24 protein-coding genes are annotated in these 25,781 nt (G+C 69.5%); 5 read left to right on the forward strand and 19 right to left on the reverse strand.

Annotated features, from left to right (window positions below):
* Positions 1–3: 3 nt before the first annotated feature.
* The 3 genes from FHD67_RS07470 to FHD67_RS07480 are packed head-to-tail and all read left to right on the forward strand — an operon-like array spanning position 4 to position 2,026.
* Positions 4–399 (forward strand): 6-pyruvoyl trahydropterin synthase family protein, encoded by a 396-nt coding sequence (locus tag FHD67_RS07470; RefSeq protein ID WP_045998886.1) that lies wholly within the window; start codon positions 4–6, stop codon positions 397–399.
* 2 nt (positions 400–401) lie between these two features.
* The gene (locus FHD67_RS07475) at positions 402–1,175 is read left to right on the forward strand and encodes a class I SAM-dependent methyltransferase (protein WP_139598339.1); all 774 of its coding nucleotides are present in this window, start codon (positions 402–404) and stop codon (positions 1,173–1,175) included.
* A 20-nt stretch (positions 1,176–1,195) separates the two neighbouring features.
* Complete coding sequence (locus tag FHD67_RS07480; RefSeq protein WP_139598340.1) at positions 1,196–2,026, forward strand: RibD family protein; 831 nt, start codon at positions 1,196–1,198, stop codon at positions 2,024–2,026.
* Here FHD67_RS07480 and FHD67_RS07485 read toward each other — a convergent pair.
* Entirely contained in the window at positions 2,010–3,155 is a 1,146-nt protein-coding gene (locus FHD67_RS07485; RefSeq protein WP_045998883.1) for a CaiB/BaiF CoA transferase family protein, read from the reverse strand. The genes FHD67_RS07480 and FHD67_RS07485 overlap by 17 nt on opposite strands.
* On the reverse strand, positions 3,148–4,356 hold the full coding sequence (locus FHD67_RS07490) for an acyl-CoA dehydrogenase (RefSeq protein ID WP_139598341.1): 1,209 nt from the start codon (positions 4,354–4,356) through the stop codon (positions 3,148–3,150). The genes FHD67_RS07485 and FHD67_RS07490 overlap by 8 nt, the downstream gene beginning before the upstream one ends.
* A gap of 106 nt (positions 4,357–4,462) precedes the next feature.
* Here FHD67_RS07490 and FHD67_RS07495 point away from each other — a divergent pair, with 106 nt between their 5' ends.
* Entirely contained in the window at positions 4,463–5,353 is an 891-nt protein-coding gene (locus FHD67_RS07495; protein ID WP_139598389.1) for a LysR substrate-binding domain-containing protein, read from the forward strand.
* Here FHD67_RS07495 and FHD67_RS07500 read toward each other — a convergent pair.
* From FHD67_RS07500 to FHD67_RS07530, 7 genes are read right to left on the reverse strand one after another with little or no spacing between them, the layout of a single operon-like run.
* Positions 5,340–5,810, reverse strand: coding sequence for a RidA family protein (locus tag FHD67_RS07500; RefSeq protein ID WP_139598342.1), 471 nt, complete (start codon positions 5,808–5,810; stop codon positions 5,340–5,342). The genes FHD67_RS07495 and FHD67_RS07500 overlap by 14 nt on opposite strands.
* Complete coding sequence (locus FHD67_RS07505; RefSeq protein ID WP_139598343.1) at positions 5,807–6,976, reverse strand: amidase; 1,170 nt, start codon at positions 6,974–6,976, stop codon at positions 5,807–5,809. The genes FHD67_RS07500 and FHD67_RS07505 overlap by 4 nt, the downstream gene beginning before the upstream one ends.
* 3 nt (positions 6,977–6,979) lie before the next feature.
* On the reverse strand, positions 6,980–7,957 hold the full coding sequence (locus FHD67_RS07510) for an ABC transporter ATP-binding protein (protein ID WP_139598344.1): 978 nt from the start codon (positions 7,955–7,957) through the stop codon (positions 6,980–6,982).
* Positions 7,954–8,967, reverse strand: coding sequence for an ABC transporter ATP-binding protein (locus tag FHD67_RS07515; RefSeq protein ID WP_045998877.1), 1,014 nt, complete (start codon positions 8,965–8,967; stop codon positions 7,954–7,956). The genes FHD67_RS07510 and FHD67_RS07515 overlap by 4 nt, the downstream gene beginning before the upstream one ends.
* Positions 8,954–9,835, reverse strand: a complete 882-nt coding sequence (locus FHD67_RS07520; protein ID WP_127898824.1) for an ABC transporter permease — start codon at positions 9,833–9,835, stop codon at positions 8,954–8,956. The genes FHD67_RS07515 and FHD67_RS07520 overlap by 14 nt, the downstream gene beginning before the upstream one ends.
* Before the next feature lie 4 nt (positions 9,836–9,839).
* Positions 9,840–10,793, reverse strand: a complete 954-nt coding sequence (locus FHD67_RS07525) for an ABC transporter permease (RefSeq protein ID WP_139598345.1) — start codon at positions 10,791–10,793, stop codon at positions 9,840–9,842.
* A 52-nt stretch (positions 10,794–10,845) separates the two neighbouring features.
* A complete protein-coding gene (locus FHD67_RS07530) occupies positions 10,846–12,450 on the reverse strand; it encodes an ABC transporter substrate-binding protein (RefSeq protein ID WP_342775275.1) in 1,605 nt (534 codons plus the stop codon).
* 235 nt (positions 12,451–12,685) lie between these two features.
* On the opposite strand from FHD67_RS07530, the gene FHD67_RS07535 reads away from it, so the two are divergent.
* On the forward strand, positions 12,686–13,300 hold the full coding sequence (locus FHD67_RS07535) for an aspartate/glutamate racemase family protein (RefSeq protein ID WP_139598346.1): 615 nt from the start codon (positions 12,686–12,688) through the stop codon (positions 13,298–13,300).
* 2 nt (positions 13,301–13,302) lie between these two features.
* On the opposite strand, the gene FHD67_RS07540 is transcribed toward FHD67_RS07535, so the two are convergent.
* The 10 genes from FHD67_RS07540 to FHD67_RS07585 form a co-directional block, all read right to left on the reverse strand.
* Positions 13,303–15,933, reverse strand: a complete 2,631-nt coding sequence (locus FHD67_RS07540) for an AAA family ATPase (protein WP_139598347.1) — start codon at positions 15,931–15,933, stop codon at positions 13,303–13,305.
* Positions 15,930–17,042 (reverse strand): metallophosphoesterase family protein, encoded by a 1,113-nt coding sequence (locus FHD67_RS07545; RefSeq protein ID WP_045998871.1) that lies wholly within the window; start codon positions 17,040–17,042, stop codon positions 15,930–15,932. The genes FHD67_RS07540 and FHD67_RS07545 overlap by 4 nt, the downstream gene beginning before the upstream one ends.
* Before the next feature lie 33 nt (positions 17,043–17,075).
* Positions 17,076–17,507, reverse strand: coding sequence for a DUF2141 domain-containing protein (locus tag FHD67_RS07550; RefSeq protein ID WP_045998870.1), 432 nt, complete (start codon positions 17,505–17,507; stop codon positions 17,076–17,078).
* A 138-nt stretch (positions 17,508–17,645) separates the two neighbouring features.
* Entirely contained in the window at positions 17,646–17,969 is a 324-nt protein-coding gene (locus FHD67_RS07555; protein WP_045998869.1) for a 2Fe-2S iron-sulfur cluster-binding protein, read from the reverse strand.
* Between the two features lie 100 nt (positions 17,970–18,069).
* Positions 18,070–19,467 (reverse strand): DegQ family serine endoprotease, encoded by a 1,398-nt coding sequence (locus FHD67_RS07560; protein WP_232303267.1) that lies wholly within the window; start codon positions 19,465–19,467, stop codon positions 18,070–18,072.
* 374 nt (positions 19,468–19,841) lie between these two features.
* Positions 19,842–21,053: a protease modulator HflC gene (gene hflC, locus FHD67_RS07565; RefSeq protein WP_084693626.1), complete on the reverse strand. Its 1,212-nt coding sequence runs from the start codon at positions 21,051–21,053 to the stop codon at positions 19,842–19,844.
* Entirely contained in the window at positions 21,053–22,351 is a 1,299-nt protein-coding gene (gene hflK, locus FHD67_RS07570) for an FtsH protease activity modulator HflK (protein ID WP_084693625.1), read from the reverse strand. The genes hflC and hflK overlap by 1 nt, the downstream gene beginning before the upstream one ends.
* Before the next feature lie 115 nt (positions 22,352–22,466).
* Positions 22,467–23,846: a glutathione-disulfide reductase gene (gene gorA, locus FHD67_RS07575; protein ID WP_139598348.1), complete on the reverse strand. Its 1,380-nt coding sequence runs from the start codon at positions 23,844–23,846 to the stop codon at positions 22,467–22,469.
* 1 nt (position 23,847) lies between these two features.
* Positions 23,848–24,600 carry a ribose-5-phosphate isomerase RpiA gene (gene rpiA, locus FHD67_RS07580; RefSeq protein WP_045998866.1) on the reverse strand — a complete coding sequence of 251 codons (753 nt, stop codon included), beginning with the start codon at positions 24,598–24,600 and terminating at the stop codon, positions 23,848–23,850.
* Between the two features lie 74 nt (positions 24,601–24,674).
* The gene (locus FHD67_RS07585) at positions 24,675–25,781 is read right to left on the reverse strand and encodes an ATP-binding protein (RefSeq protein ID WP_045998865.1); all 1,107 of its coding nucleotides are present in this window, start codon (positions 25,779–25,781) and stop codon (positions 24,675–24,677) included.

The raw sequence follows: 25,781 nt of genomic DNA on the forward strand, positions 1-25,781 counted from the left end.
ACCATGTTCGCCGTTGAAGTCCGAGACCACATCATGATCGCCCATTCCTTCCCCTCGCCGACCTTCGGTCCGGCACAAGGGGTGCATGGCGCGACATTCACCGTAGACTGCGCCTTCTTCGCCGCCGAGATGGATGACGAAAGCCTGGTCGTCGACATCGGCCTTGCAACCGAAGCCCTGGCCGAAACGCTGGCTCCGTTGCGCTACAAGAACCTGGACGACATTCCTGAATTCAAAGGGAAAATGACCACCACAGAATTCCTGTGCAAGCATATCTTCGATCAGATGGCCGGCACCGTGCGGGCCGGCGGGCTGAAGGATGGCGGCCGCGTCAAGAAGCTGCGCGTCCTGCTGCACGAAAGCCACATGGCCCGCGCCTGGTACGAAGGGGATATCTGAGCATGGGGTTCTCGGCGGAATGGCTGGGCTTGCGCGAACCCGCCGACATGGCCGCCCGCGACGCGACCCTGATGGCGCAGGCGGCGGTCCTGGCCGGGCCGGACCCGGTCGTGCTGGACCTGGGCTGCGGTACAGGATCGACCCTGCGCACGCTTGGCCCGCATCTGCCCGACAATGCCCGCTGGCACCTTGTCGACAATGATCCAGCCCTGCTGGAGCGCGCCGCGACCGAGGCGCCGGGCCGCGCCACCGTCCACCAGTTGGACCTGCGCGATCTGGAGGGGCTGCCGCTGAATGGCGTGACGCTGGTCACGGCATCGGCCCTGCTGGACCTGATGCCCGCTAACTGGATCGCCGCGCTGGCCACGCGACTGGCCGATGCCGGCGTGCCGTTCTATGCGGCACTGTCCTATGACGGCATCATGACGTGGGACCCGGCGCTGCCGCGCGATGCGGACATCACGCGGGCGTTCAACGACCATCAGCGCGGCGACAAGGGGCTTGGCCCCGCGCTTGGGCCCGATGCGGCCGTGACCGCCACGCAGATCTTCCGTGACGCGGGCTTCGACGTCCACACCGGCCAAAGCCCGTGGCGGATCGGCCCCGATCAGGCCCCGCTGCACCGCGCGCTGGTCCAAGGCATCGCCGAGGCCGCATCCGAGACCGGCCTGTCCGTCGCCACCGATTGGGGCCGCAGCCGGATCGCCATGGCAGGCGACAGCCGTTGCCTGATCGGGCATCATGACATGCTGGCCCTGCCCCCCGGCACGGCCTGACACCCAGAGGAGGACCGCCCATGCATGCCGTCGATGTCACCCCTCGGGTCTGGGACCGGCTTCTGTCGGTCCGCACCGGTCAGGCCTGCGCCTGCTGCGGTCGGTTCAGCGCCGGCGAACGCGCGGCGCTTGACCTCTATGCGCCGGTCGCACGACGCGATCTTGGTCCGGTCACGATCGCGCAGATCGGACAATCGCTGGACGGGCGGGTCGCGACGGCCACCGGCGATGCGCGTGACGTGTCCGGCCCCGAAGGTCTTGCCCATCTGCACCGCCTGCGCGCGCTGGTCGACGGGGTGGTGATCGGGGTCAAGACCGCGCTGCATGATCAGCCGCGCCTGACCGTACGCCTGTGCAGCGGCCACAACCCCGCGCGCATCGTCATCGACCCGCGCGGGCGGCTGCCCGACGATGCGCTTGTGCTGATGGCGGATGGTGCGCGGCGGATCATCGTCACCGGCGTAAACCGACCCCGCGCCCCGGGGATCGAGGTGTTGCGCCTGCCCGCCCCGGACGGACGTCTGGACCCGGTGCAGGTGCTTGAGGGCCTGCGGAACATGGGCCTTGGATCGCTGCTGATCGAGGGTGGCGGCATCACCATCACCGGTTTCCTGGAAGCTGGCCTGCTGGACCGATTGCAGGTGTCGATTGCACCGCTGATCATCGGATCGGGGCCGCAGGGGCTGACCAGCCTGTCCCCGGTGGACAAGCTGAAGGACGCGCTTCGCCCTGACACGCGCGTTTTCGGCATGGGCAGCGACATCGTCTTCGATTGCGCATTTGGCGATCAGGCGGCGCGGGCGATCCTGCCGCTGCATGCGCCGCAGCCGCTGGTCACCGCCGCCAGCTGAACGAACCCTCGCCCAGGGCCGGGGCGGCACCGTCTGCCACCGTCGGGCTGCGGGACAGGGTGATGGGCGTGCGCAACCCTGCGATGCCCTCGGGCGACACGACCATGCCCCGCGCCTGCGCCTGCGGGTCGGACAGCGCCTCGGACACACGGTTGATCGGACCTGCAGGCACTCCGGCCGCGGTCAGCGCCGCGATCAGGTCGGCGCGGTCGCGCGATGTCATCGCCCGCGCCAGGGTAGCGCACAGCACCTCGCGCCCCGCCACCCGCTGCGCATTGCTGGCCAGCGTCGGATCATCCGCCAGCGCAGGCAGGTCCAGCGCCAGGCACAGCGACCGGAACTGACGGTCGTTCCCGCAGGCAACGATCAGATGGCCGTCCCGCGCCGGAAAGACCTGATAGGGCACGATGTTCGGATGGGCATTTCCCAGCCGCGCGGGTTCGACCCCGCCCAGCAGATGGTTCGCCGCCTGATTGGCCAGCACCCCCAGCGCACAGTCGAACAGCGCCAGATCGACCTGCTGCCCCCGCCCCGACCGGGCCCGTTCCGCCAACGCCGCCTGGATGCCGATCACGCCATAGAGGCCGGTGAAGATGTCGATCCAAGCCACGCCGACCTTCTGCGGATCGCCTGCAGGATCGCCGGTCAGCTCCATGATGCCGCCCATGCCTTGGATCATGAAGTCGTATCCCGGCTGGCTGGCTCGGGGCCCGGTCTGCCCGAACCCCGTGACCGACGCATAAACCAGCCCCGGATTGCGCGCAGACAGCGTCGCATAATCCAGCCCGAACCGCGCCAGGCCACCTGCCTTGAAATTCTCGATCACCACATCGGCGCCGTCGATCAGCGCACGCAGACGCTCTAGGTCGTCCGCATCGTTGAAATCGCAGGTGACGCTGGTCTTGCCACGGTTGGTGGCGTGGAAATAGGCCGCGACCGTCTCGACCGTGCCGTCGGCGCGGGGGCGGTCGATGAACGGCGGGCCCCAACGGCGGGTGTCGTCGCCTTCGGGGGCCTCGACCTTGATGACCTCGGCGCCCAGATCGGCCAGGGTCTGGCCGATCCAGGGACCGGCCAGGATGCGCGCCAGTTCGACGACGCGCAGGCCGGACAGCGGGCCTTCAGGCAAAGGCCTGCAGCCCCGTCTGCGCGCGGCCCAGGATCAGGGCATGCACGTCATGCGTGCCCTCATAGGTGTTCACCGTCTCCAGGTTCTGGGCGTGGCGCATGACGTGATATTCGGCCTGGATGCCGTTGCCGCCATGCATGTCCCGCGACAGCCGGGCGATATCCAGCGCCTTGCCGCAATTGTTGCGCTTGATGATCGAGATCATCTCGGGCGCGAAGCGGCCCTGATCCATCAGGCGACCGACGCGCAAGGACGCCTGCAGGCCCAGGGCGATCTCGGTCTGCATGTCGGCCAGCTTCTTCTGGAACAGCTGCGTCGCGGCCAGGGGGCGGTTGAACTGCTTGCGGTCCATGCCATAGCGATGCGCGCGGAACCAGCAATCCTCGGCCGCCCCCATCACGCCCCAGCTGATGCCGTAACGCGCGCGGTTCAGACAGCCGAAGGGGCCGGACATGCCGCTGACATTGGGCAGCAGCGCGTCCTCGGACACCTCCACGTTCTCCATGACGATCTCACCGGTGATGGAGGCGCGCAGGGACAACTTGCCACCGATCTTGGGGGCGCTGAGGCCTTTCATGCCCTTCTCCAGGACAAAGCCGCGGATCTTGCCGCCATGCGCCTCGGACTTGGCCCAGACCACGAAGACATCCGCGATCGGGCTGTTCGAGATCCACATCTTGGCCCCGTTCAGCACATAGCCGCCTTCGGTCTTGGTCGCGCGGGTCTTCATGCCGGCGGGGTCGGAGCCTGCATCCGGTTCGGTCAGGCCGAAGCAGCCGATCCATTCGCCCGATGCCAGCTTGGGCAGGTATTTCATCCGCTGCTCCTCGGACCCATAGGCATGGATCGGGAACATCACCAGGCTCGACTGCACCGACATCATCGACCGGTATCCGCTGTCGATCCGCTCGACCTCGCGCGCGACCAGGCCGTAGGCGACGTAGCCCGCGCCGACCCCGCCATATTCCTCGGGGATGGTCACGCCCAGAAGGCCGCTGGCGCCCATTTCGCGAAAGATCTCGGGGTCGGTCTGTTCGTTCAGATAGGCGTCGGTGACGCGCGGCGCCAGTTTGTCGGCGGCAAAGGAGGCGGCGGTGTCGCGGATCATCCGCTCATCCTCCTCCAGCTGGTCGTCCAGCAGGAAGGGGTCCTCCCAGGCAAAGGCCGTGCCCTTGTGATCGACGGTTGTCTTGTCCAGCATGGCGATGGGTCCTGCATGTGATGACTGTTGCGCACAGGGTAACCCGGCACGCGTGGCATGAAAAACGCTATTTCCTCATACGTTCATGCATTCTATGAATGATCTTATGCGCCAACGCCGGTTCCTGCCCAGCCTGTCCCAACTGATCGCCTTCGAGGCGGTGATGCGCCACGGGTCCGTCACAGCCGCCGCGGACGAGCTGCACCTGACGCAAAGCACCGTCAGCCGGCTGGTCGCGTCACTGGAACGGCAGCTGGGCAAGCCCCTGTTCACCCGCGACCGCAAGCGCTTGACCCCCACCCCCGAGGCCGTGACCTATGCCGCATCCGTCACCCAGGGGCTGGACGTGATCCAGCGGGCCAGCATGGGGCTGATCGCCAATCCGGGCGGGGGGGTGCTGTCACTGTCGGTGCTGCCGACCTTCGCCACGCGCTGGCTGGCGCCGCGGATCGGACAGTTCCTGTCGGACAATCCCGGCATCTCGATCAACCTGTCGACCAAGATCCAGCGTTTCAGCTTTGCCAGCGAAGCTTTTGATGCGGTGATCTTCTTCGGCCAGCCCGACTGGCCCGACGCGCATCACCTGCGGCTGTTCGACGAACGCCTGACGGCCTGCGCCTCGCCGCAGATGCTGGCGCATCATCCGGTGGCGCATCCCTCGGACATGGCGGGCCTGCCCCTGCTGCAGCTGGAGACGCGGCCTTCGGGCTGGTCCGCGTGGTTCGCGGCCCAGGGCGGCACGCCGCCGGCGGTGTCGGGCATGGTGATGGACCAGTTCTCGATGATGATCCAGGCGGCGATCGCGGGGCTTGGCGTGGCGCTGCTGCCCAGCTATCTGGCCCAGCCCGAGATCGACGAGGGCCGCCTGCAGCCGATCCTGCGCGCGGGCGTTCCCGGCGAGGGCGCCTATTGGCTGGCATGGCCCGACCGCCGTCAGGGTGACCCGGCCTTTGCCCGGTTTCGCACCTGGATCGCGGATCAGGTCACGGCGGGGTAAGCTCGACGATCGCCTCGATCTCGACCAGCGCGTTGGCGGGCAAGGACGCCACGTTGACCGCGGTGCGGGCATGGCGTCCCGCATCGCCCCACAGGTCGATGAACAGCTGCGACGCGCCGTTCACGACCGCCGGTCCATCACCATAGCCCGGCGGCGCGGCGACGAACCCGCCCAGCCGGATCACCTGCCACACCCGTGACAACGAGCCAGCCACCGCGCGGATCGAGAACAGCAGGTTCAGCGCGCACATCCGCGCCGCCGCCTGCCCGTCCGCCATGTCAAAGCCGGGACCAATGGGGCCGAAATACTGCGGTACCCCTTCCCATTCGCAGATCTGGCCCGACAGGAACAGCAGGTTGCCGCTGACCTTGCCGGGCAGGAACAGCGCCCGCGACGGGGCGGATGGCGGCAGCGCGTGGCCCAGGTCGGCCAGGCGCGTCTCTATGGGACAGGTCATGCAGACTCCTGCGGTTGGCGGGACAGTTGGCAGGCCAGCGCGATCAGCGACAGGTCGGACCCGCGCGGCCCGATCAGCGACAGGCCGAACGGCGCACCGTCGACGGTTCCGGCGGGAAACACGACCTGCGGCAGCCGTGCCATGCCAGCCACGCACAGCAACCGCTGCGCATCGTGGCGAAAGCCGTCGAACACCGCCTGGGGCGCGTCCAGGCGGAACGGCGCGTCATGCACGACCGGGGCCAGCAGGACGCCATTCGCGCCCAGCAGGGCGTCCATGTGCCGCGCGAACGCCTCGCGCGCGGCACGGCCCTGGGCGATCTGGTCGGGGGTCAGCGCGTCGGCCGCGTCGGCGCGCCCGTCGATGCCGCGCACCAGCGGCATGCGCGACGCGCGGATGAAGGGCAGGATCGTTTCCTTGGCATCCGCCATGACCGCGGTCAGGAACGTCGCATAGGCCGCATCCACCCCGTCGGGATAGACACTTACCCCGCGCGCAGGCAGATGTCCGAACCCGTCCTGCCAGACCGCGCGCGCCTCAGGCCCCAGCAGGGCCAGCATGTCGGTGGGCGCCATCAGGTCCGGCGCGGTCACGGGGGCTGCATCCGCGACCAGCACGGCGGCGGCGCGGGCCAGCACCGTCCCGTCGCGCGCGAACAGCCCGCAGGCGTCGAAGCTGGGCGCCAGCGCCATCGCGCCCGCCATCGGGATCAGGCCGTGGGTCGGCCGCCACCCCCATGTCGCGCAAAAGCTGGCCGGTGCGCGGACCGAGCCGCCGGTATCCGACCCGATGGCGATGTCGGCCAGCCCGCCCGCCACCGCGACCGCCGACCCCGACGACGACCCGCCGGGAATGCGGTCTGGGGCGGCCGGGTTCACGGGCGTGCCGAAATGGGCATTCATGCCGTACATGGACCACGCCAGTTCGTCCGTATGGACCTTGCCCACAAAGCGCGCGCCGGCATCCAGCAGGCGCTGGACGCAGGGGGCGGTGTCCGCGTGAACCGGGCTTTCCGCCAGATACAGCGGACACCCCGCCCCGGTGCGGTATCCGGCGACGTGATAGATGTCCTTGACCGCAAGGGTCAGGCCCGACAGCGGGCCGTGGTCCGCATGGGGAACCGGGACGGGCGGATAGGGCAGAAAGGCGTGCCAGGGGTCGGTCATGATCTACTCTGCGGCAAGGGTTTCGCCTGCGCGCAGGCAGGCCACGCGGCGGCGGGGGCCGGGCGTCAGGACGGGCGGCAACGCCTGCCGGCAGGCCGGCAGCGCCATCGGACAGCGGGGCGCAAAGGAACAGCTGTCCGGCCGCACCTCCAGCGACGGAGGGGCACCGGGGATCGCGTCCAGCCGCGCGCCGCGTGCCACGTCATGCAGGTTCGCGGCCAGCAGCCCCTGGGTATAGGGGTGGCGCGGGTTGCGGATGACGTCGCGCGTGGTGCCTTCCTCGACGATCTGGCCGGCATACATGACAGCGATACGTTCCGAGACTTCGACCGCCACGCCGATGTCGTGGGTGACGAAGATCACCCCCATGCCGAATTCGCGCTGCAATTCGCGCAGCAGCAGCAGGATCTGGATCTGCACGGTCGCGTCCAGCGCGGTCGTCGGCTCGTCCGCCAGCAGCAAACGCGGACGGCAGGCCAGCGCCAGCGCGATCATCACCCGCTGCCGCATGCCGCCCGACAGCTCGTGCGGATAATTGGCCAGCCGCCGTTTCGGCGATGGGATGCGCACGCGGTGCAGCATGTCCAGTGCCACGTCCATTGCGTTCTCCCTGGACAGGCCCTTGTGGCGCATCACCGTCTCGGCGATCTGCTGGCCCACGGTATAGACCGGGTCCAGCGCCAGGCCGGGGTCCTGGAACACCATCGACACGTCGCCCCCGCGATAGGACCGCAACGCCCGCCCCGACAGGGTCATGATGTCGGTCCCGTCAAAGCGGATGTCGCCCGACAGGTCCGTGCGTTTCTCGGGCAGCAGGCGCAGCAGGGTCTTCAGCGTGACGCTCTTGCCCGACCCGCTCTCGCCCAGCAGGGCCAGGGTTTCGCCCGGCATCAGGGTCAGGGACAGGTCGTTGATGGCATGGACCGTGCGCCCGCCCTTGAAACGGACGTCCAGATTGTCGATCTGCAGCAACGGCGTCATGCGGGCACCCCCTGTCCGGCGCGAGGATGGCCGGATGCCGGGTCGTGCAGGTGGCAGGCGACCCAATGCGGCGACCCGGCGACCATCGGCCCCAGGGCGGGGTGACGGGTCTTGCAGATGTCGGCTGCAAAGGCGCAGCGGGTGTGGAACCGGCAGCCCGGCGGCGGGTCGATGGGGTTGGGCGGATCGCCGGTCAGCGGCGGCTTCTGCGTGCGGTTGTCCGGGTCCATCGACGGCATCGCGGAAAACAGCGACCGGGTATAGGGATGCGCCTGTTCGGCCCAGATCATGTCGACCGGGGCCAGTTCCACGACCTCGCCCAGATACATCACCAGGATGCGGTCCGAGATGTAGCGCACCACGTTCAGATCGTGGCTGATGAAGATATAGGTCAGCCCGAATTCCGCGCGCAGGTCCGACAGCAGGTTCAGGACCTGCGCCTCGACCGATTTATCCAGCGCGCTGACGGCCTCGTCCAGGACCACGACCTTGGGCGACATGACCAGGGCGCGGGCGATGTTGATGCGCTGGCGCTGCCCGCCCGACAGTTCGTGCGGATAGCGGCCCGCAAAGCGGTCCGGGTCCAGCCCCACCCGCGCCATCAGGCGGCGCGCCCGGCCCTCGGGATCGTCCAGGCCCTGGACGCGCGCGCCAAAGGCGATGCTGTCCAGGATGGTCATGCGCGGGTTCAGCGAGGCATAGCTGTCCTGGAACACCATCTGGATGTCGCGGCGCAGCGCGCGCAGGCTGATGTCGCGGCCAAGCGACTTGCCGTCCAGGTCGATATCGCCCTCGTCCCGGTCCACCAGGCCGATCAGCAGCTTGGCGGTCGTGGATTTCCCGCAGCCGGATTCGCCGACGATGCCCAGGGTTTCCCCCGCGCGGACGTCGAAGCTGACGCCGTCCACGGCCTGGACCATAGCCTGGGTGCGGCCCAGGATGCCGCCCTTGATGGGAAAATGCTTCTTCAGGTCGCGGACGCTCAGCAGGGGTTTGTCAGTCGCGGACATTCATCGCACTCCTCAGACCGTCGCTGAGCAGATTGAGGCACAGCGAGGTGGCAAAGATCATCACCCCCGGCAGCGCCGCCAGCCACGGGTTCACATAGATGGCCGACCGCAGCGTGTTCAGCATCAGCCCCCATTCCGGTTCGGGCGGGCGCACGCCGATGCCCAGAAACGACAGCCCCGCCGCCAGGATCATGCAGACGGACGTCAGCGAGGTCGCATAGACGAAGATCGGCGACAACACGTTGCCGATCACATGCACCCGGATCACCGTCAGCGCATTCGCCCCCGAGGCCCGCGCCGCGTCGATATAGTCCAAGGACCGCACGCCCGAGGTCACCGCCTCGGCCACGCGGGTCACGGGGGGCACGAAGACGATGGTCAGCGACACCAGGCTGTTCAGCACCCCCGCGCCCAGGGCGCCCGAGATGGCGATGGCCAGCAGGACCGACGGAAAGGCAAAGAACACGTCCACGACCCGCATGATGATCGTGTTGGTGATGCCGCCGACATAGCCCGCGATGATCCCCAGGGTGCCGCCGATGAAGAAGGCAAGCACCACCGGCATCAGCCCGATGAACAGCGTCAGCCGCCCGCCATGGATCAGCCGGGACAGCATGTCGCGGCCCTGCTCGTCCGTGCCCAGCAGGTGGCCGGGCGTGCCGGGGGCGGCCAGGCGCTTGATCATGCTGCCCTGATAGGGGTCGGCCAGGCCCAGCCAGGGCGCGAAGACCGCCGACAGGATCAACAGCGCCAGCACGCCTGCGCAGATCATCGACACCGGATCACGCCGCAGCCGCGACAGCACGCCCGACCAGTAGCCGCGCTGCGCGGGCGGAACGGCGGGGATGTTCGTGGTCACCTGAACCATGCGCTCAGTTCCTTTTCACGCGGGGGTCGATGGCGGCCTGGGCCACATCGACGATCAGGTTCATGCCGACGAAGAACATGGCCAGCACCAGGATCGTCCCCTGCAAGAGCGGCAGGTCGCGCTGAAAGATCGCGTTGGACAGCAGGAACCCCGATCCGGGCCAGTTGAACACCGTCTCGATCAGGATCGACCCGCCCAGCAGGTATCCCAGCTGCAACCCCATCACCGACAGCGCGGTCGCGGCGGCGTTGCGGGCCACATGGCGCAGCACGTCACCGCGGCTGAGGCCCTTGGCGTAAAGCGCGGTGACGAAATCCATCGACAGGATGTCGCCCGCCAGCGCCCGGACGGTGCGTGCGACGATGCCGATGGGCACCACCGCCAGCGTCACCGCAGGCAGGACCAGGTGGCGCATATGCGCCCAGTCCCACTGCCAGTCCTGCGACCCGCCCGGCCCCGCGCCCATCGACGGCAGCCAGCCCAGATTGACCGAGAAAATGATGACCAGCACGATGCCCAACCAATAGTTCGGCACCGACACCCCGGTGATCGACAGCGCCGTCACCGCCCGGTCAAGCGCCGTGTCGCGGAAATAGCCCGCCAGGAACCCCAGGAAGATGCCGATCGGAAAGGCGATCACCGCCGCCGCCGCCGCCAGCAGCAGCGAATTGCCGACCGCGCCGAAGACCTCGGCCGCGACGGGGCGGCCCGACGCGATAGAGCGGCCCATCTCTCCCTGCAGCAGGTTGCCGACCCAGATCAGGTATTGCACCGGCAGAGGCTTGTCCAAGCCGTATGCCGCGCGCATCGCGGCCTGCTGTTCGGCGGTGGCATCGACCGGCATGATGGCCGTCAGCGGGTCGCCCGGCGCGATCTGCACCAGCGCGAAACAGACGACCGACACCCCGAAGGCCACCGGCAGCACCAGGATCAGGCGTCGAAGGAAATAGCTGAGCACGTCATGCGTCCCTGGCTGGGCCGCACCCGCAAGGGGCGCGGCCGGTTGCGGGTCACTCGGCCATCGTGATGGACGAGAAGTTCAGGTACCAGTTCTGCGGCTGCACGAAGCCCTGTACCTTGGGCGACATGGCGCGGGGCGCCACGTCATGCGTGACCATCAGGAACAGCGCATCATCGACGAACTTCCCATGCGTGCGGCGCAGGACCGCGTCCTGTTCGGCGGGGTCGAAGGTCGTCTTGATCTCCTCGAACAGGGCCTGCATGTCCTCGTCGCAGTAATGGCCCCAGTTGGTGCCGTTCGGCGCCACCAGGTCGCAATCCAGATGCCGGATGAAACCGGTGAACGGGTCCTGGATGAAATAGGTGAAGTTGATCGACTGCGATCCCTCGACCGACGGATCGGCGGCGCCCGCGCGCCACAGGTTGATCATCTGGTTCCACTCGACGACCATGAACTCGACGTCGATCCAGGCCTGGGCCAGCGACTGCTGGATGTATTCGTTCATCGGCAGCGGCAGCATCTGGCCCGACCCGGAGGGAGAGATCAACGCCTTGACCTTCAGCCGGTTGTCGGGGCCGAACCCGGCTTCGGTCATCAGGGCTTGCGCGGCCTCCAGGTCATAGGTGACGTCGAAATCCGGCTCTCCGAACCATTGCGACCCCGGCGGTACAAACCCCTTGGCCGGGATCATCAGCCCGCCCAGCAGCGCGCCCATCGCCTCGCGGTCGATGGCCAGGTTCGCGGCCTTGCGCACGCGGATGTCGTTCCAGGGCGACCCCTCGACCCGGCTCAGGTGCCAGGTCCAGTTATGCGGCAGCGCGTTCTGGGTGATGGCAAAGCCGTTGCCCTGCATCGCGGGAATGGTATCGGGGGCCGGCGCCTCGATCCAATCGACCTGCCCCGACATCAGCGCGGCCGAACGTGCATTCGATTCCGGCAGCGGGATCAGCACCAGCCGGTCCAGCTTGGGGATGCGCGTCTCGTCCCAGTAATCGGCAAAGGGCACCAGCTCGGCCCGTTCGCGCGGGACAAAGGATTCCATCATCCACGGCCCCGTCCCCGACGGCTTGGCCGCGACCTGCTCCCAGTCCTTGCCCAGGGCCTCCCAGTTGGCCTTGGACGACATCATCACCCAGGCCAGCTGATAGGGCAGCGTCGCGTCCGGCTCATGCGTGATGATCTCGACCGTCAGATCGTCCACGGCGCGATAGCTGGCGATGGCGGGAATGCGCGACTTGCCCTGCGCCGATTGGCGCGGATCATACTGTTCGGCCCCCTCGTCCAGCAGCTTGTCCAGGTTCCAGACCACGTTCTCGGCGTTGAACGGGCTGCCGTCGTGGAAGGTCACCCCCTCGCGCAGCGTGAAGGTCCAGCGGGTGCGGTCGGCCTCGTCGGCCTCCCATGCGGTGGCCAGACCCGGCACTAGGCCCGAGGGCCCGTCGCCCTGCGTCAGGTCCCAGTTGATCAACGCGTCATAGACCGTATAGCCGATGAAGCGCAGCCCCTCGCCGCCCTGATCGGGCTGGCCGGTGGTCAGCGGGATGTCGGCGGCGGTCATGCCGATGCGCAGCGTGCCTTGGGCCATGGCCGCAGGTCCGGCCAGCACCGCCACCGAAAGCGCCAATGCGGCGATGCCTTTTCTCAGATCAAGCACGGTCGTTCTCCCTGTTGGCCGGGGTCGTTGCTGCCCCGAATTGGGATCACCTTGGCCCGCCCCGGCAGGGCTGCGCAGCGGCGGGCGGCCATCGCGCGGGGGTCGGTTCGCAAAAAACCTGCGCGCTGCACGCCGGGCGGTCAGATTGCTGACAATTCCTGCACGCAATGTTTTCGCCACCGCGGCCGGTCTTTCGGGATGGACAGCGCATCGATAAGCGGGCCACAGGCGCGGGATGATCCTGCTGGCCAATCCCAATGCGAACCCGGTCACGACCGCGGCGATGTGCGCGATCGCGGCGCCGTGGCTGGCGGACCTTCAGGGGTGGACGGCGCCCACAGGGCCGCAGGTGATCGTCACCCCGGACCAGCTGGACCGTGCGGCCGACGGCATCGCGGCGCTGCACCCGCCCGCGGAGTGTCGCGGCGTGATCGTCGCCGCCTTCGGCGATCCGGGCGCGGATCGGCTGGCAGCCCGCCTTGCGGTGCCGGTGATCGGCATCGGGGCCGCAGCCGCGCGGGCGGCGGCGCAAGGGGGGCGCGCCTTTGCGGTCGCGACCACCACCCCTGCCCTGCGGGACCGGATCGACGCGCTGATGCGGGGGCAGCCCGGCCGCTATCTGGGATGTCATATGACCGACAGTCCCGACGTGATGCGCGATCCCGACGCGCTGGATCACGCCCTGCTGGACGCGGTGATGCGGGCCGCGGCAGCCGGTGCCGAGGCGGTGATCATGGGTGGCGGCCCGCTGGCGCAGGCGGCGGTCCGGCTGGCGCCCCTGTCCCCCGTGCCGCTGATCCAGCCCGTCCCCGAGGCCGCGCGCGCGATGGCCCGGCTGCTGGCCCGCTGAGGTTACAGGTCCTCGATCCGGACATGGGCGCGGGTGCCGCCCAGGGACTGGAACGCCCGCTGGCGGCAGGTCAGGACCAGCACCTGCTGATCGGCGGCGACGCGGTGCAGGGCGGTGAACATCGCCTCGATCCGGTCGTCATCGGTGTGGACCAGCGCATCGTCCAGGATCACCGGGACCGGTCGTCCGGCCTGCGCGAACAGGCGCGCAAAGGCCAGCCGCGTCAGGATCGCCACCTGTTCGCGCGTGCCGCCCGACAGGATGTCCAGCGGTTCGGCCTGGCCATCACGGGTCAGCGCATGCGGCAGCAGGGTCTGGTCGTCGATCTGCAGCGCCGCGCCGGGATGCAGGATCGACAGCAGCGGCTGCAGCTCGCGCACCACCGGCTTGAAATAGGCATCGCGCTGGCGCGTGCGCGCCTGCTCCAGCGTGTCGCGCAGGCGCGTCAGGGCGGCCATCTCGGCGGCGTAACGGTCGGCGCGGGCCTGGGCCTCGGCGCGCTGGCCGGACAGTTCTTCCAGCGTTTCCTCGATCCCCTCCTCGGCCAACAGCGCGATGCGGGTGTTCAGCGCGGCAAGGTCGCGCTCCATCGTCTCCGCGTCGCGCCGGGCCTGTTCGGCAGCACTGGTGGCACGTGACAGCGCGGCCTGGGCGGTGGTCAGGTCGGGGGCCGCATCCGACAGGGTGGCGCACAGCCGGGCGGCCTCGGCGCTGCGGGCCGACAGGTCGGGCAGCGTGGCGGCCAGCGCGTCCAGACGCGCCGCCAGATCGTCCAGCGATCCGGCCTCGGCCAGCACATCCGCCAGCGCGCGTTCGGCGGAACGGCGCTCTCCCTCGGAATCGGCACGCGCTTCCCCGGCGGCGGTCGCGGCCTCATGCGCGCTGCGTGACTGGGCCCGCGCCTGCGCCTCGGCGGTATCGGCGGCGGTCAGCAGGGGTTCCAGTGCCGCGACGTCCTCCGCATCCGCGGGGGCATCGGCGGCCTCGGCCGTGGCCAAAGCCAGCGCCTCGCGCAAAGCATCCAGGCCCTGCGGTGCCAGATCGTCCAGCGCCTGCGCCCCCTGGCGCAGCGCATCGTCCAGCCGCGTCGCGCGGTTCAGCCGGTCACGCGCATCGGCCAGATCGGCCGCCCCGCAATCCTGCAGCGCGCTTGCCACGTCCCGCTGCGCCTGCGCCAGATCGGCGGCCAGCTGCGCCCCCCGCCCCGCCCCCGGATCGACGCTGATCGCGCCAAAGCCCGGCAGCGTGACGTGCATCCGCCCCGGCACCGCCCATGCACCCTCGACGGAGGTTCCGTCCGCCAGCGTCGCCAGAGGCCCGTCTGCGTGAAATTCGATGGTCACCGCCTGTGCCTCGGCCCGCGCGGCCAGGCGGTCCAGCGCCGTCTGTGCCTGATCCAGCCGTGCCATCGTCTTCGGCGTGATGGTCAGCCGCGCCCGCTGTGCCCGATCCGCGTGCAACTGCGCCTGCAGTGCCTGCGCCCGGTCCAGCCGATGGGTCAGATCGGCCACCCGAGACCGCGCCGCAAGCGCCAGCCGAGCCTGCTGTGCCCGCGACAGGCGTCCGCGCAGATCGCGCGCGATCTCGCCAGCCTGGCGGTGCGCCTCGGCCGCCTGCGAATCGCGCAGGGCCAGCGCCTCGGCGCGATCGCGGGCGGCCACCGCGCGCGCCTCGGCCAGGCGCAGCGTCTCGCGGGCCTGGGTCACGCGGTCGGACAGCTGTCGGGTCTGGTCGATCTGCTGCCGGGCGGTCGTCTCGGCCATCCGGGCCAGCGTCAGGTCGCGTTCCGCCTGCGCCAGCCGGTCTGCATGCTTGCGGGCGGCCTGATGCGCCTCCTCGGCCTGCGTCAGGGCAGCCTGGCGGGCGCGGGCGGCCTCCGGGTCTGTCACGCGGGCCAGCATGCGCGTCACCTCGGAGCGGCGTGCCAAGTCGCCGGACAGGCGCGCGGCCTTGTCGCGGGCCTCGGTTTCGGCACGGGACAGTCGCTCGGCCTCCTCGATGGCGCGCTGCCATTCGCCCCCGGCCCTGGGGCGGCCGGTGGCGGTGGCCAGCCGCGCCATCTCCTGTCCGACGCGGTCCAGGACCGCATCCATGCGCCGCCCCCCGGTCATCATGTCGATCTCTCCGGCGACGGAAGACAGCAGGTCGCGCCGGGTTCCAAGGTTGCGATCGCGGTCTTGCCGGTCCGCGGTGCTGTTGCCTTCCGGCTCCAGCCCCAGCAGGCCCTGGCGGACCCACAACAGACCCGACGGTCCGGCCAGCCCCCCGTCCAGCAGGCGGTCGATCCAGGCCTCGGCCTCGTCCTCTTGGGCGATCAGCCGGCCTTGCGCGTCCGTGATCCGCGCCTGCGCCCGCGACAGGAAACGCTTGTGGATGCGGAACCGCCCTTGGGTGGATTCGATCTCGACCGCCACCTCCGGCGCGCCGCCGGCATGGGGCTGCAGCGCCTTGACCGGTGCGCGGCTGCTGCGGTGGCGTTCAAAGAACAGCGCGTGCAGCGCGTCGAAAAAGGTGGATTTGCCGAATTCGTTCGGTTCGGACAGAACCGTGATGCCGTCGCCCAGGTCGGACAGCACCGCCCGGCGCCCGGCAAAGCGGCGAAGGTTGGTCAGCTCGATCGCGCGCAGCTTCATGCCTGCACCTCCTGCGCAAAGCTGTACAGGCGCGACAGCGCCGCGGCCGAGATGTCGCGGTCGGCCTGCGACCGCTGCGGGTCGGTCGTGTCCGCCAGCAGCGCGTCGGCGGCGTGGCGCAGCGCGCCCGCGCGGTCGATCAGGTCCAGATCGTCGGGCCGGGCCTCGACCTGCAGGGCGGACAAGTCGGCGGCGAACCAGCCGTAATCGGGCGCAGCCGCCTGCAGGGCCGCGTCCAGCACCGCACGGTCCGACAGGGCCAGCCTGCCGCCTGCCGTCACGCTGACCAGATGATCGCGCGCGCGTTCCGTCGGCAGGGCGCGCGTCAGCGCCGCCCGCACATCCGCGCCCGGCAGCAGGTCCAGGTGCGGGCGGCTCCAGCGGAATTGCCCCACGGGCACCGCCCGCGCCGTCACCTGGACGCCCAGTTCGACCAGCAGCGCACCCGCCGGGCCGTCATGCTTGAAGCTGTCGGCCTCGGGCGCGCCCGAATACCAGGTCGCGGGGCCGATCTGACGCTGTCCGTGCCAATCGCCAAGTGCTAGGTAATCCAGCCCCGACCGCGCCGCACGGTCGGGCGGAATGATGCCCGTTCGCCCGTCGCTCTCGTCGAAATCCGTCACCGGGCCGTGGCCCAGGCCGATCCGCCGCGCGCCTTGCGGCGTGGCCGCGTCCATCGCCTGCGTCAGGTCGCGTCCGGCGCGACGCTGCGTGCACGGCGCGGGCAGCAGCCAGACGTCGTCGGCCAGGGTCACCGGGCTGTCATCCAGCAGGGGTTGCAGGTTCGCCGGTCCATCGGTCGCGATACGCCGCCACAGCTCCGTCGCCGCCAGGCTGTCATGGTTGCCGGGCAGCATGATCCAGCGGATGTCTGCCTCCTCCGCCATCGCGCGAAGGGCCTGGCGCAGGGTGTCGGGGGCCGGGGTTTCCGCGTCGAAACTGTCGCCCGCCAACAGCACGACCTGTGCACCGCCCTGCCGGGCGGACTGGGCCAGACGCCCGATGGCGGCATGACGCGCCTCGCGCAGGCGGTTGCGGATACCCTCGGGATAGCCGCCGAAGGGCTTGCCCAAATGCAGGTCCGATGCGTGCAGAAAGCGGAATGTCATGCGTGAAAATCCTTGTCGTTCAACGGGTCGCAGTCACGGATCAAGGTCGATCCGCAATTGCAGCGGGTCGGTGCCCATGTCGAACGCGGCCTCGTCAAAGCGCGGCGCGCGCAGGCGCGGTGCAGGCCCGACAGAAATGCCCCAGCGTTCCTGCGGCATTCCCAGCACGTTTGTGTCCAGCCGCCCGTTGCCATTCGCGTCATGCAGCACCGCCACCGCATAGCGCCCCGGCGTCACGCCCTCGAACGTGCAGACAGCCTGGCCACCGCGCGGCGGGGACGCGTCATGGACCGCGCCCGCCCCGTCGGGAAACCCCGCGGGATCGGCATGCAGGCTGCAGGCCAGCACGCCGCGGTCATCGGGGATGCCGGTCACCGTCACCTGGATGGTGCCCGCGATCGCGGGCGCGGCCAGCGTGGTTGCGGCGACCAAGGCCGCGATCCCGATCCTGCGACGATGCTGCATCCGTTCCCCCGTGGCGGCCGTGACATGACGTGGCAGGTCACCACGAAACGCGGTGCCGGACAACCGCTGCCAGGGCCTGATACGCAGATGGCCGCGCCTTTGCGGGCGCGGCCATCGACACGTCACCGTGAGGGACGATCAGATCTGGCGTTCGGGCATCTGCACGACCAAGCCGTCCAGCGCCTCGGTCACTTTCAGCTGGCAGGTCAGGCGCGACCGCTCGGGGTCGGGCTTGTAGGCAAAGTCCAGCATGTCCTGCTCCATCGGGTCCACCGGCGGCAGCTTGTCCGTCCATTCCGGCGCCACATAGACATGGCAGGTCGAACAGGCGCAGGCGCCGCCGCAATCGGCGTCGATGCCGGGGATGCCGTTGTCGCGCGCACCCTCCATCACGGTCATGCCGGGGCGGACCTCGACCTGGTGGCGGGTGCCGTTGTGTTCGATATAGGTAATCTTCGCCATGAGTGCTTGTTCCCTTGTGTCCCCCGGAATTACGGGATCGGACGGCCATTGAAAAGGGGCAGCCCCGAAAGGCCGCCCCTCTTTTGCCATGGGCCGCAGCTTATTCGACCGGAGCCGTGTCCTCGTCCGCGGGGGCGGTCTCTGACAGGGGCAGCGCCACGAACAGCGGCTCTCCGCCACGGCGGATCAGCATCAGGACCGACCGGCGACCGGCCTCGCGGGCCTCGTCGATGCGGGCGTTCAGGTCGGCCACGCTGGCGACGGACTGCTGGTTGACGTCGGTGATGATGTCACCGGGGGCCAGGCCCTTCTCGGCGGCCGCACCCTCGGGGTCGATGCCGGTGATCGCCAGGCCGGTCGCGTCGCGCGGCGCACCCAACTCGGCCGCCATTTCAGGCGTCAGCACCGTCACGGTCATGCCCAGGACATCGCTCTCCGACGGCTCTGCCGCCGCGGGCGATTCCGACGCGCCGTTCTGCGCCGTCTCGCGGCGACCCAGGGTCACGTCCAGCGTCAGTTCGTCGCCGTCGCGCATCACCACGACCTGCGCGGTCTCTCCGGCCGGGGCCTCGGCCACGCGGCGGACCAGGCCGCGGGTGTCCTCGACCTCGGTGCCGGCAAAGCTGGTGATGACGTCGCCCGTCTGCAGGCCTGCATCGCGCGCCGGGCCTTCGGGAACGTCGGTGATCATCGCGCCGCCAGCCACGTTCAGACCCATCGCCTCGGACATTTCCGGGGTCACATCCTGGATCATGACACCCAGCCACCCGCGACGGGTCTCGCCGAATTCCTGCAGCTGTTCAACGACTTGCGACACGACATTCGACGCCATCGAGAAACCGATGCCGATCGATCCGCCGTTGGGCGACAGGATCGCGGTGTTCACGCCGATCACCTCGCCCTTCAGGTTGAACAGCGGCCCGCCGGAGTTGCCGCGGTTGATCGCCGCGTCGGTCTGCAGATAGTCGTCATAGGTCCCCGACAGCTCGCGGTTGCGCGCCGACACGATCCCGGAACTGGCCGAAAAGCCCTGACCCAGCGGGTTGCCAAGCGCAAGGACCCAGTCGCCCACGCGGGCGCTGTCGCTGTCGCCGAAAGTGACGAAGGGGATCGGCGTCTCGCTGGTGACCTTCAGCAGGGCCACGTCGGTGTTCGGGTCGGTACCCACCACCTCGGCGGGCAACGTCTCGCCGGAATAGAACTCGATCTCGATCTGGTCGGCGCCCTCGATGACATGGTTGTTCGTGACGATGAACCCGTCGGCCGAGATGACGAAGCCCGAACCCAGCGCGTTGGACCGCTGCGGGCTGCGGGGCGTCGGCATCCCTTCCGGTGCACCGGGGCCGCCGGGCAGGCCGAATTCGCGGAACAGGTCGGCAAAGGGGCTGCCCTCGGGGAAGGCCGGCCCGCCGGTCGGCTGCGACACGACCGAGGTCGTGGTGATGTTCACCACCGCGGGCGAGACCTGCTGCGCCAGGTCGGCAAAGCTGCCGGGCATGACCTGGGACGTGTCGGCGGTCGCGGCATCCGCCCCCAGCGGCTGGTTGGCCTCGGCGGCCTCCTGGGCCTGCTGGCTGACCTCGGGGGGCACGTCGTCATTGGCCGGGTCGACGGCCTGCGCGCCGGCTTGGCCAAGCCCCACCGCCAGCGCCAGTGCCGACGCGGTCAGGATATGGCGAGGGAAAAGCGGTTTCATGCGGGATGTCCTCATCTCTCGACGGCAGCGATCAGGGGCGGGTGCCCGGACTGCCTGTTGGATATGACGCCAATGTAGGGTGCCGTGGCAAATAAACCACGCTCTCGACTTGTGAACAGATCGTGATTTTCATTGCAGAAACGGGCGAAGGTTTCCCTCCGCCCGCCTCGGGTTCGTCAGTTGGCGGGCGTGGGTTCCGCCGCCGTATCCTCGGCCGGGGCCTCGGGGGCCGGGGCTTCCTCGGCTGGCGCATCCTCGCTCTGGGCAGCGCCCTCCACCGGGGCGTCCGGCGACAGGATCTCGGACGGCTCCTGCGGGGGCGTGGCCAGGTTCTCGGGCACCGGGGTCAACTCGATCCCGGCGGATTCGCCCAGGCGGTTGCCGTCGCGGTCGACCACCTCGGGAACGACCAGCTCCTCGCCTTCGGGCGTTTCGGCGGGACCGTTCAGGCCCAGCCGTTCGGCCGAATTGCCCGGCGGCACCGGGGTCGATGCGGGGTTGGCGTTCGCGGCCCCGTCGCTGGACAGATAGCTGAAGAACTCGCTGTCCGGCTGCATCACCAGCGAGCTGTTGCTGCCCTGAAGCGCGCGCTGATACGAGGTCAGCGAGCGGGTGAAGGCAAAGAACTCGGGGTCGCGGCCATAGGCGTCGGCATAGATCGCGTTGCGCTGCGCGTCGGCCTCGCCTCGGACGATCTCGGAACGGCGGCCGGCCTCGGAGGTCAGCTCGACCACTGTCCGGTCGGCGGCGGCGCGGACACGCTGCGCAGCCTCGTTGCCGCGTGCGACCTCGTCGGCGGCCTCGCGGGCACGCTCGGCCCGCATCCGGGCATAGGTCGCGTTCAGGTTCTGCTCGGGCAGGTCGGTGCGGGTCAGGCGGACGTCGATGATCTCAATCCCCAGACCGCCCGAATTCGACCGCGCCTCGTCGCGGATCTGGTTCATCAGGCTGGTCCGGTCATCCGACAGGACCGAGGTCGAGGGCACCGTACCCAGAACGCCGCGAATGGCGTCGATCACGATCGGCTCCAGGCGCATTTCGGCGGCCTGGATGCCCTGCACGCCGACCGCCTGACGGAACCGGACCGGATCGGTGATGCGCCAGCGGGCGAATGCGTCGACCACCAGGCGGCGGTCGTCCAGCGGGGTGACCTCCAGCGGGCTGGTCGGCAGACCCAGGATGCGCCCGTCGTACTTCACCACGTTGTCGATGAAGGGCAGCTTGAAGTTCAGGCCCGGCGTCTCTTGCACGTCGACGACCCGGCCAAGACGCAGCACCAGCGCCTTTTCCCGCTCGTCCACGATGAACAGGGCCGATCCGGCCAGGACGGCGACGACGACCACGGCCGGCAGGGCCAGGGCGGTCAGCAGGTTCTTGCGCGCAGCCATCAGTTCGTCCCTCCGCTGGTCGTGGTGGTGCTGGGCTGGGTGCCCGCCTGCGTGCCGGTGGTCTGGCCCGCACCTTGGCCGACGGTCGGCGCCGGGGGCGTGGCGCCGCCCTGCCCCGTGCCGCGCAGCTGGTCCAGCGGCAGATAGGGCACGATGCCCGAGCCACCCTCGCCACCGCCGATGCCCTCGCCGATGATAATCTTGTTCACGCCGCCCAGGACCTGCTCCATCGTCTCCAGATACATCCGGCGACGGGTCACGTCGGGCGCGTTCACATATTCCTCGTAGATCGAGTTGAAGCGCGCGGCCTCACCCGCGGCGGTGTTGACCGCCTCGGCGCGATAGGCTTCGGCCTGTTCCAGGATCTGGGCCGCCTGACCCCGGGCTGCAGCCAGTTCGCGGTTGGCATAGGCGTCGGCCTCGTTCTGCAGACGGTCACGCTCTTGCTGGGCGGCCTGCACCTCGCGGAAGGCATCGATGACCTCCTCGGGCGGGTCGGCGCGGTCCAGGTTGACGCGGATCACGTTGATCCCCGACTGATAGCTGTCCAGCGTGCTTTGCACGGCGGCGCGCAGGTCGCTGGCGATCACGCCGCGGTCGCGGTTCAGGATCGGGGCCAGTTCGCTGCGCGCGATGATGTCGCGCATCGCCGCCTCGGACACGGCGCGGATCGTGTCTGCGGGGTCGGCCAGGTTGAACAGGTACATCTGCGGATCGCGGATGTTCCAGACCACCTGGTATTCCATGTTCACGATGTTCTGGTCGCTGGTCAGCATCAGGCCGCTGTCCATCGGGCCGGCCTGGCCGGTGCCGATCTCGGTCACGCGTTCGTTCGTGACGGGCACGACCTCGGCGGTGACGACGGGCCAGGGGGCAAAGTTCAGACCCTCGGTTCCCACGGCGATGGCGCGGCCGAACAGGAACTCGACCGACTGTTCGTTGGTCTGGACACGATAGAAGCTGGCAAAGGCCCACAGGCCGACCGCTGCCAGGCCCGCCACGACCAGGGTCGAGCGGTTCAGGCCGAAGTTCGGACCCATCGGGCTACGACCGCCGCCGCCGCCCCCGCCCGTGCCGCCGCCGGTGCCGCGACCGCCCATCAGCACGCGCAGACGTTCTTGGCCCTTCTTCATCAGGTCCTCGATCTCGGGGCGCTGCGGATCGTTGTTCGGACGGCGCGGCCCGCCGGGGGGCGGCTGTTCGCCCCAGGGACGGCCGGCAGGCTTCTTGTCACGATCCCCGTCATCCCGGCCGCCGTTGCCGCCGCCGCCTCCGCCCCAGGGGCCCTGATTTGCCATCCGATAGACCTTCTTTCGTAGAAATTTCCGTTAGTTGAAAACTGGGGCGCGGGGCCGAAATGTCAACCCTGACACCCGCCCCTGGCCGCGACCCAAGGCCGCGCCCACGGGATTGTCAGCCCGCCACGCCCTGATGCCGGCGCGCGGGCTGGCGCATCGTCACCAACTCCTCGGCCGCGGTGGGGTGGACGGCCACGGTCGCGTCGAACTGCGCCTTGGTCGCGCCCATGGTGATGGCGATGGCGGCCAGCTGGATCATCTCCCCAGCCTCGGGGCCGAAGATGTGACAGCCCAGCACGCGGTCGTCCGCCGGATCGACCAGCAGCTTCATCATCACCTTGGCGTCGCTGCCCGCGAACATCGACCGCATCGGTCGGAAGGTCGTCGCGAAGACGTCGACCGGACCGCGGGCCTTGGCCTCCTCCTCGGTCAGGCCGATGCTGGCCAGCTCGTGCGGGCGCAGATAGACGGCGCTGGCGACCAACCCGTGATCGACCGTCCGGGGCCGCGCGCCGAACACCGTGTCGGCAAACGCATGCCCTTCGCGGATCGCGACCGGGGTCAGGTTGACGCGGTCGGTCACGTCGCCCACCGCAAAGATCGACGGCACGCAGGTCTGCGACCATTCGTCGACCTCGATCGCGCCGTTGGGTTTCGTGCGGACCTCGGTCGTCTCAAGGCCCAGACCCCGGGTATAGGGGTCGCGCCCGGTCGCCATCAGCACGGCGTCGAAACGATCGTCCGATCCGTCGTCGAACCGCACGCGGATGCCGTCGCCGTCGCGTTCCAGCGCCGCGGGCGTCAGGCCCAGGCGCAGGTCCACGCCCACCGCGCTCAGCTGCAGCGTCGCAAGGTCGCGCGCCTCGCGGTCGAAACCGCGCAGCACCGCGTCGCCGCGATAGGCCTGCACCGTGTCCACCCCCAGCCCCGCCAGGATCGTCGCGAATTCGCAGGCGATGAAGCCGCCGCCGACCAGCAGGATGCGCCTCGGCAGCCTGTCCATCAGGAACAGGTCGTCCGAGATCATCGCCAGCTCCTCTCCAGGAATGCCGATGGGCGCGGGACGGCCGCCGGCCGCAATCAGGATGTGGCGGGCGGTCTTCGTCGTACCGTCGGCCAGCCGGACCCGGTGATGGCCGTCCAGCGTGGCACGCTGGTCGTGGATCTCGACCCCCGCGCGGGTCAGGCCGGCGCGATAGATCACCTCCAGGCGCGACAGTTCGGCGTCCAGCTTCTCGCGGAACACCTCCCAGTCGAATGCCTCGGCCTGCGCGTCGCACCAGCCATAGCCGCGCATCTCCTCGGCCATCAGCCCGGCCTGAGAGGCAAAGATCATCAGCTTTTTCGGGACGCAGCCGCGGATGACGCAGGTGCCGCCCATGCGGCTCTCCTCGGCCAGGCCGACCTTGGCGCCGTGCTCGCCCGCCGCGATCCGCGCCGCGCGCACCCCGCCCGAGCCGCCGCCGATGACAAACAGGTCATAGTCGAAGGTCACGTCATTCCCCTTCCTGCGCCAGCATGTCGGCGTCGATGTCGTTGCGCGCCAGTTCGATCACGCTGCCATCCTCGCGGCCGATGATGGCCAGATCGCACATCCCCAGGAACAGCCCGTGTTCGACGACGCCGGGAATGCAGGACAGCGCCCGCGCCAGGCCGGACGGATCGGGGATCACCTCCAGATGCAGGTCCAGGATCAGGTTGCCCTCGTCCGTGACGACCGGGTCGCTGCCCTTCAGGCGTTGCAGGATGTCGTGCTCGCCCAGCTCCAGCCCCTCCAGCGCGCGGCGGATCAGCTTGCGCGTGGTCTCGAACCCGAATTCCAGCACCTCGACCGGCAGGGGAAAGGCGCCCAGCGTCTCGACCACCTTGCCGGGATCGGCGATGACCACCATGCGGTCGCTGGCGGCGGCCACGATCTTCTCGCGCAGATGCGCCGCACCGCCGCCCTTGATCAGGTGCAGGTCGGGATCGACCTCATCCGCGCCGTCGATGGTCATGTCCAGCCAGCCGATGTCGTCCAGGCTCTCGATGCGCAGGCCCAGGCTCTCGGCCAGCTCGGCCGTGGCGCGCGACGTCGCGGCGCAGCGCAGGGACAGACCCTCGGCCTGCACGCGGGCGGCCAGTTCGCGCACCATGACGCTGGCGGTCGAGCCGGTGCCAAGGCCCAGCCTCATCCCGTCCTCGACCAGCGCGACCGCCGCCTTGGCGGCGGCCAGCTTGGCGGGATCGACCTGCGGTGATTGCGACATGACGACATCCCCTGAAAAATCCGTTCGCCCGCTTATAGGCCAAGCCACCGCCAAGGGCGAGAGGCCGCGACCCGTCAGCCGCGCGCCAGCCCTTCGGGCAGGATCACGGTAAAGCGGCTGCCCTGCCCCACCCGGCTCTCGATCCGCAGCCGGCCACGGTGGCGGTTCACGATGTGCTTGACGATGGCCAGACCCAGCCCGGTACCGCCCTGTTCGCGCGACCGGTGGGTGTCCACGCGATAGAACCGCTCGGTCAGGCGCGGCAGGTGCTGCTCCTCGATGCCATCGCCGCGGTCCTCGATGGCCACGGCCCAGGCCGGCCCGCGCAGCAGCGGTTCGTGCGCGATGCGCGACAGCGTGACGCGCAGCACGCCGCCCGATCCGCCGTATTTCACCGCGTTCTCGATCAGGTTCTGGAACACCTGGGTCAGCTGGTCGCCGTCGCCGGGCAGGCGCAGGTCGATGTCCAACCCCTCGGTCGCGACGCTTACCCCGACGGTCTGGATGCGCGGCGCCAGCATGGCCAGCGTTCCACGCAGCAGCCCCGGCAGATCGACCCGGCCCGAGGGGCGCGACCGCTCCTCGGCCTGCACCCGGCTCAGCGACAGCAACTCGCTGATCAGGCGGTTCATGCGCGCGGCCTCGCGTTCCATGATGTCCAGAAACCGGTCGCGGGCGCGGGCGTCGTCGCGCGCCGGACCGCGCAGCGTCTCGATGAAGCCGGTCATGGCGGTCAGCGGGGTCTTCAGCTCGTGGCTGACATTGGCCACGAAATCGCGGCGCATCTGCTCGGCCTCCTCGGCCACGCTGCGGTCCAGGACGGCGACCGTCGCGCCACGCCCCAGGGGGCTTGGCAGGGGCGCCACCGTCACCTCGGCCAGGATCTCGCGGCCGTCGGCGACGCAGGTGGCGCGCAGGGTGGCGACCCCGTCCGGCGCCGTGGGCAGCGTCTGATCAGGCGTAGGCGCAGGCACCCCCTCCGGGTCCAGGACCCAGTCCACGGCCTGCACGATGGCAGGATGGCGCAGCACGGTCACGAACGGTCGCCCGACCAGGCCCGGACCGAACAGCGCCAGCGCCAGCGGATTGGCGGCGATCACCCGCGCCTCGCGGTCGACGGCCAGCATGGGCAGCGGAATGCCGTCCAGGAACCCTTCGACCCGGCGCGGCCCGGCCGCCAT

Origin of the sequence: Paracoccus haeundaensis, from assembly GCF_006239215.1 — a bacterium.
In the GTDB taxonomy this organism is placed as follows: domain Bacteria; phylum Pseudomonadota; class Alphaproteobacteria; order Rhodobacterales; family Rhodobacteraceae; genus Paracoccus; species Paracoccus marcusii.